Below are 6,457 nucleotides of genomic sequence, written 5' to 3'. Positions count from 1 at the left end.
CGGCGATGACGATGTCGCTGTCGCCCCAGGCGATGGCCTGGGCGGCCAGCATCACGGCCTTGAGGCCGGAGCCGCACACGGCGTTGATGGTCAGCGCCGGCGTTTCCTTGGCGATGCCCGCCTTCATCATCGCCTGGCGCGCGGGGTTCTGGCCCGCGCCGGCGGCCAGCACCTGGCCCATGATGACTTCACCGATCTGGTCGGGCTTGACGCCCGTCTTCTCCAGCAGGGCCTTGATGACCACGGCGCCCAGCTCCGGAGCGGGGGTCTTGGCCAGCGTGCCGCCGAACTTGCCCACGGCGGTGCGGGCTGCGGCGACGATGACGATGTCGGTCATGCTTATCTCCTCGTTTGTCAAGGTCGGGTTAAAGAAGGCTCAGGGGCCGCGGCTCAGGCCTTCTGCTTCACGTAACGCCCGGGGGCGGGCTCGATGGGCTTGTGGGTCTTGTTGCCGGGAGTCTTGGGTGCGGCGATTTCCTTGCCCGCGTGCTGCTTGAGCCAGTCGCTCCAGTCGGTCCACCAGCTGCCAGGATGCTCGGTGGAGCCTTCCAGCCACTGGTTGAAGTCGCCGTCGAGCTGCTCGTTGGTCCAGTAGCTGCGCTTCTTCTTCTGCGGGGGGTTGATCACGCCGGCGATGTGGCCAGACGCACCCAGGACATAGCGCTTGGGGCCGCTCAGCATCTGCGTGCCGGCGTAGGCCGATTCCCAGGGCACGATGTGGTCCTCGCGCGAACCGTAGAAGTACACCGGCGCCTCGATGCGCGAGAGGTCCACCTTCTCGCCGCAGATGGTCAGGGCACCGGGAACGCGCAACTTGTTCTCCAGGTAGGTGTTGCGCAGGTACCAGCAGAACATGGGCCCGGCCATGTTGGTGCTGTCGGAGTTCCAGTACAGCAGGTCGAAGGGCGGCGGCGCCTCGCCCTTGAGGTAGTTGCCCACCACGTAGTTCCAGACCAGGTCGTTCGGGCGCAGGAAGCTGAAGGTGGTGGCCAGCTCCTTGCCGTTGAGCAGGCCCGGGCCGTTGGGCGCCTTCTCGCCGATGGTCATCTCGCGCAGGCGCACGCCGGCCTCGTCGATGAACAGGTCCAGCACGCCGGTGTTGCTGAAGTCCAGCAGCGTGGTCAGCAGCGTCAGGCTCGCCGCGGGCTGCTCGCCGCGCGCGGCCAGCACCGCCAGCGCCGTGCTCAGGATGGTGCCGCCGACGCAGAAGCCCAGCGCGTTGACCTTCTCGTGCCCCGTGATCTGCTGCATCACGCGGATGGCGCGGATCACGCCCTGCTCCACGTAGTCGTCCCAGGTCTTGCCGGCGACGGAGGCGTCGGGGTTGCGCCAGCTCACCACGAACACCCGGTGGCCCTGGGCGACGGTGTAGCGGATGAGGCTGTTGTCCGGCTGCAGGTCCAGGATGTAGTACTTGTTGATGCACGGCGGCACGAACAGCATCGGCTTCTCGTGCACCTTGGGCGTCAGCGGCTTGTACTCGATGAGCTGGAACAGGTCGTTCTCGTACACGACCGCGCCCTCGGTGGTGGCGACGTTCTTGCCCACCTCGAACACGCTCTCGTCCGTCTGCGACACGTGGCCCTGCTGGATGTCATGCCACAGCTGCTGCAGGCCCTGGCTGATGCTCTCCCCCTTGGTCTCCAGCGCCTTGCGCTGCGCCTCGGGATTGAGCGCCAGGAAGTTGCTCGGCGCCGCGGCGTCGATCCACTGCTGCACGGCGAAGCGCACGCGCGCCTTGGCCTTGGCGTCGCCCTCGATGGACTCGGCCATCTGCATCAGCGTGCGGGCATTGAGCAGGTAGACCTGCGCCAGGTAGGCCGCGGCGGGGTTCTTGGCCCAGTCCTCGGCCGAGAAGCGCCGGTCGCCCAGCTTGGCCGGTTGGGCGCTGCCGTCGGGCTGCAGGCGGCCCAGCGTCTGGTTCCACAGCGCCGTCGCCTCGTTGAGGTACTCGCCCTGCAGCTTGGTCATGGCCTGCATCGGCAGGTTCAGGCCCGACATCGCGCGCAGCGCTTCCGAGATGGCGGCACTCAGCGCCGTGGCGTTGTCGCCAAGCTGTTGCAGTGCGGGAATGGGATGCAGTGTCACGCTCGTCTCCTGAGGACTTTTTCACGAAAACCGTTGCTGGATCGCGTTGTAGGCTTCGTGTCTTACCGCATCATGACAACAGTTTTCATTGTACGAAATACGTCATTCTGCGTAATTGCGGGTTTTTGCTATGTACTTGGTTGCTCTGGCATGGCTGTACGTGGTGCTGATGATGGCCGTGGCCGAAGCCATGGCGCCCAACGGCACCTTGCTCGGCGCGGTGTTCACGCTGCTGCTGTATGGCGTACTGCCCTTGTCCATCGTCCTGTACCTCCTGGGGACGCCGGCGCGGCGACGGGCGCGCAAGCGCGCCGAGGACACCGCCTCATCCGCGCAGCCAGACGGCGGCAGCCTGCCGCCCCGTGACCCGGTCCCGCCGGAACGAGAAGAACCGTGAACGATCCTGCACCGTGCACCACTGTCCGCCACTGATCTGACGCAGACCTGCCAATTCGAGCCGGCGCCGCGCCAGCCCCGGCAGGTCCGCCAGCCAGCGCGCGCTGCCGTCGGCACGCGGACGCCAGGCGAAGGCCGGGTCGGCCGGACCGTCCGGATCCACGCCGAAACCCTCCAGCACGTCGCGCCCCACCTCGAAACTCTCCGGCCCGATGCAGGGCCCCATCCAGGCCAGCACATCGGAGGGCTCGCAGCGCGCCAGCGCGCACACCTCGGCCAGCGTGTTTTCGAGCACGCCACCGGCCAGGCCGCGCCAGCCCGCATGCGCAGCGCCGACGGCACGGCCGTTGGACGCTGCGAAGAGCACGGGCAGGCAGTCCGCCACCTGCACCACGCACACCAGGCCGGGGTCGGCGGTGACCACGGCATCGGCCTCGGGCGGCTGCGCCGGCAAGGCCTCGCCGGCGCGCAATCGCAGCACCCGCGTGCCGTGGACCTGGCGCAGCCACACCGGCGTGCCGCCCTCGGCGGCGGCGGCGAAGCGGGCGCGGTTGGTGTCCACAGCCTGCGGGCTGTCGCCCACGGCGTCGCCCAGGTTGGCGCCGTCCCAGGGCGCGGCGCTGACGCCGCCCTCGCGCGTGCTCATGAATGCGCCCACGCCGGCCGGTGCCGGCCACTCGGGCCTCAGCACGCCCTGCAGAGCCTTACTCGGCATCGGGACAGGCGGAGGGCTGCGTCTTGTCGAAGGCGTCGAGCTGCATGCAGGCCTCGTACACGCGCATCACGGTGGGCACGTGCTCCAGCCGGCAGTTGAAACGCTGGGCGTTGAAGATCTGCGGCACCAGCACGCAATCGGCCAGGCCGGGCGTGTCGCCATGGCAGAAGCGGCCGGTGGACGGGTGATCCGCCAGCTGGCGCTCCACCACCTCCAGGCCGGTCTCGACCCAGTGGCGGTACCAGCGGTTCTTGTCGTCCTCGCCGACCTTGAGGTCGTGCGCCAGGTAGCGCAGCACGCGCAGGTTGTTGAGCGGGTGGATCTCGCAGGCGATGTCCTGCGCCAGCGCACGCACGCGGGCGCGGCCCAGCGGGTCCGAGGGCAGCAGCGGCGGCTGCGGATGGGTCTCGTCCAGGTACTCGATGATGGCCATCGACTGCGTCAGCGACGCGTCGCCGTCGCGCAGCAGCGGCACCAGGCGCGAGGCCGACACGGCCGCATACGACTCCGCGAACTGCTCCTTCTTCTGCAGGTGCACCGGCTTGTATTCGTAGGCCAGACCCTTCAGGGCCAGTGCGATGCGGACGCGGTAGGACGCCGAGGAGCGAAAGTAGTTGTACAGCTGCATTTCTGGGATGACTGCGGAACTGCGGGATTGACGCAGTGCAGCATACCTGCCTCACAGCGCTTTTGAACATGGCGTGAACCCTGCACGCTGCCGGGGGCGTCCGAGGGCGCGCGCTAAACTCGGCCCATGCTTTTGTCCGAGCGCAGCAGGATCCAGCACTGCCCCGCATGTGGCAGCCACGTGCAATACCGCATTCCACCTGATGACAATCGGGAGCGCGCGGTCTGTCCGGCTTGCAGCCGCATCCACTACGAGAACCCGCTCAACGTCGTCGGAACGCTGCCGACGTGGAACGACCAGGTGCTGCTGTGCCTGCGCAACATCGAGCCGCGCCGCGGCTTCTGGACGTTGCCGGCCGGCTTCATGGAACTCGGTGAGACCACCTCGCAGGGCGCCCTGCGCGAGACCGTGGAAGAAGCCGGCGCCCACATCGAGCTGGGCCAGCTTTTCAGCGTGATGAACGTGCGCCAGGTCGGGCAGGTTCACCTCTATTACCTCGCCAAGCTGCAGGACACCCGCTTCGACCCCGGCCCGGAAACGATCGAGGCCAAGCTGTTCACCGAAGCCGAGGTGCCCTGGGACCAGATCGCCTTCCGCACTGTGCGCGAGACGTTGCGCCGCTACTTCGAGGACCGCAAGCGCGGCCACTTCGGGCTGCACGCCGCTGATATTGAATAGCGGACAGGCGCCGGACCGCCCCACCCCGTACCGATTACTGCCTCATTGCAAAACGCGCCGCAATTGCGGCGCGTTTTTCATGGTGGCGGCGGGGGTCGCGTCCCGAGGGGCGCGACCCGCTGCGCTCAGCGCTTCTGCGGCGGCAGGTCGGTGCAGGAGCCGTGGGCCACTTCCGCGGCCATGCCGATGCTCTCGCCCAGCGTCGGGTGCGGGTGGATGGTCTTGCCGATGTCCACCTCGTCGGCGCCCATTTCAATCGCCAGGGCGATCTCGCCGATCATGTCGCCGGCGTGGGTGCCCACGATGCCGCCACCCAGGATGCGATGCGTTTCGGCGTCGAAGAGGAGCTTCGTAAAACCCTCGTCGCGGCCGTTGGCGATGGCGCGGCCGGAAGCCGTCCACGGGAACAGGCCCTTCTTCACCTTGATGCCGCGCTGCTTGGCCTCGTCCTCGGTCAGGCCCACCCAGGCCACCTCGGGGTCGGTGTAGGCCACGCTGGGGATCACCCGCGCGTCGAAGCGCGCGTGCTCGTCCCCGGACGCCACCTCGGCCGCCACGTGCGCCTCGTGCACCGCCTTGTGCGCCAGCATGGGCTGACCCACGACGTCGCCGATGGCGAAGATGTGCGGCACGTTGGTGCGCATCTGCACGTCCACCGGGATGAAGCCGCGGTCGTTGACGACCACGCCGGCATTCTCCGCGCCGATCTTCTTGCCGTTGGGCGAGCGGCCCACGGCCTGCAGCACCAGGTCGTAGACGCCTTCGCTCTTGGTGCCGTCCAGGCCCTCGAACTGCACCTTGATGCCTTCCGGCGTGGCCTCGGCGCCCACCGTCTTCGTCTTCAACATGATGTTGTCGAAGCGCGGGGCGTTCATCTTCTGCCACACCTTCACCAGGTCGCGGTCGGCGCCCTGCATCAGGCCGTCGAGCATCTCGACCACGTCCAGGCGCGCGCCCAGCGTGGAGTACACGGTGCCCATTTCCAGGCCGATGATGCCGCCGCCGATGATCAGCATCTTCTTGGGCGCCTGGCGCAGCTCCAGCGCGCCGGTGCTGTCCACGATGCGCGGATCGTCGGGCAGGAACGGCAGTCGCACCGCCTGCGAGCCCGCCGCGATGATGCAGTTCTTGAAGCGGATGACCTTCTCGCCGCCGGAGCGCTCGGTGCCCTCGCCCGTGGTTTCCAGCACCTTGACGTGGTGCGGATCCACGAAGTTGCCGTAGCCGCGCACGATCGTGACCTTGCGCATCTTGGCCATTGCGCCCAAGCCGCCGGTGAGCTTGGAGACGACCTTGTTCTTGTGCGCCAGCAGCTTTTCCAGGTCCACCGTGGGCGCGGCGAAGGTGACGCCGAGGTCGGCGAAGTGCTTCACCTCGTCCATCACCGCGGCCACGTGCAGCAGCGCCTTCGACGGGATGCACCCGACGTTCAGGCACACGCCGCCCAGCGTCGCGTAGCGCTCCACCAGCACGACCTTCATGCCGAGGTCGGCAGCGCGGAAGGCGGCGGAGTAGCCGCCCGGGCCGGCGCCGAGCACGAGCATGTCGCACTCGAGGTCGGCCGAGCCGGCGTAGGTAGCGGCGTTGGGCGTGGGCGCCACCGGCGCGGCCGGCGGGAAGGACGCTTCCTGCCCCTTCGAGTAGGACTCGGGTGCGGTCGGCTGCGCCGCGGCCGGGGCCGGCGCGGGCGCGCCTGCGGCGGCGCCCTCGGCCTCCAGCATCAGGACCAGCGAGCCCTCGCTGACCTTGTCGCCGAGGTTGACCTTGAGTTCCTTGACGGTGCCGGCGTGCGAGGACGGGATCTCCATGGAGGCCTTGTCCGACTCCACGGTGATGAGGCTCTGCTCCTCCTTCACCGTGTCGCCGGGCTTGACCAGCACCTCGATGACCGCGACTTCCTTGAAATCGCCGATGTCGGGAACCTTGACTTCGATGAGTGCCATCTTGGTGGT

The 6,457-nt window shown here is 68.1% G+C and carries 7 protein-coding genes; 1 reads left to right on the top strand and 6 read right to left on the bottom strand.

Annotation, left to right across the window (positions count from 1 at the left end; all coding sequences use genetic code 11):
- The 5 genes from H537_RS0111285 to maiA all read right to left on the bottom strand — a co-directional run.
- On the bottom strand, positions 1–337 hold a 337-nt coding region (locus tag H537_RS0111285; RefSeq protein ID WP_028998019.1), incomplete at its 3' end, for a thiolase family protein.
- 53 nt (positions 338–390) lie between these two features.
- Entirely contained in the window at positions 391–2,034 is a 1,644-nt protein-coding gene (locus H537_RS0111280) for a PHA/PHB synthase family protein (protein WP_375136318.1), read from the bottom strand.
- 156 nt (positions 2,035–2,190) lie between these two features.
- Positions 2,191–2,349 (bottom strand): hypothetical protein, encoded by a 159-nt coding sequence (locus H537_RS54905; RefSeq protein WP_211234994.1) that lies wholly within the window; start codon positions 2,347–2,349, stop codon positions 2,191–2,193.
- A 64-nt stretch (positions 2,350–2,413) separates the two neighbouring features.
- Positions 2,414–3,199, bottom strand: coding sequence for a peptidoglycan editing factor PgeF (pgeF, locus tag H537_RS0111270; RefSeq protein WP_043458566.1), 786 nt, complete (start codon positions 3,197–3,199; stop codon positions 2,414–2,416).
- On the bottom strand, positions 3,189–3,827 hold the full coding sequence (gene maiA / locus H537_RS0111265) for a maleylacetoacetate isomerase (protein ID WP_028998015.1): 639 nt from the start codon (positions 3,825–3,827) through the stop codon (positions 3,189–3,191). Before maiA ends, pgeF begins: the two co-directional genes overlap by 11 nt.
- A 126-nt stretch (positions 3,828–3,953) precedes the next feature.
- Between maiA and H537_RS0111260 the strand changes: the two genes are divergently transcribed.
- Positions 3,954–4,505, top strand: a complete 552-nt coding sequence (locus H537_RS0111260; protein WP_211234993.1) for an NUDIX hydrolase — start codon at positions 3,954–3,956, stop codon at positions 4,503–4,505.
- A gap of 125 nt (positions 4,506–4,630) precedes the next feature.
- Here the strand turns inward: H537_RS0111260 and lpdA are convergent, their stop codons facing one another.
- Positions 4,631–6,448, bottom strand: a complete 1,818-nt coding sequence (gene lpdA / locus H537_RS0111255; RefSeq protein WP_028998013.1) for a dihydrolipoyl dehydrogenase — start codon at positions 6,446–6,448, stop codon at positions 4,631–4,633.
- Positions 6,449–6,457 lie beyond the last annotated feature (9 nt).

Origin of the sequence: Azohydromonas australica DSM 1124 (assembly GCF_000430725.1) — a bacterium.
Classification (GTDB): Bacteria; Pseudomonadota; Gammaproteobacteria; order Burkholderiales; family Burkholderiaceae_C; genus Azohydromonas; species Azohydromonas australica.
Note: the sequence above shows the minus strand (reverse complement) of the source record. Positions and strands in the feature narration are given on the sequence as shown.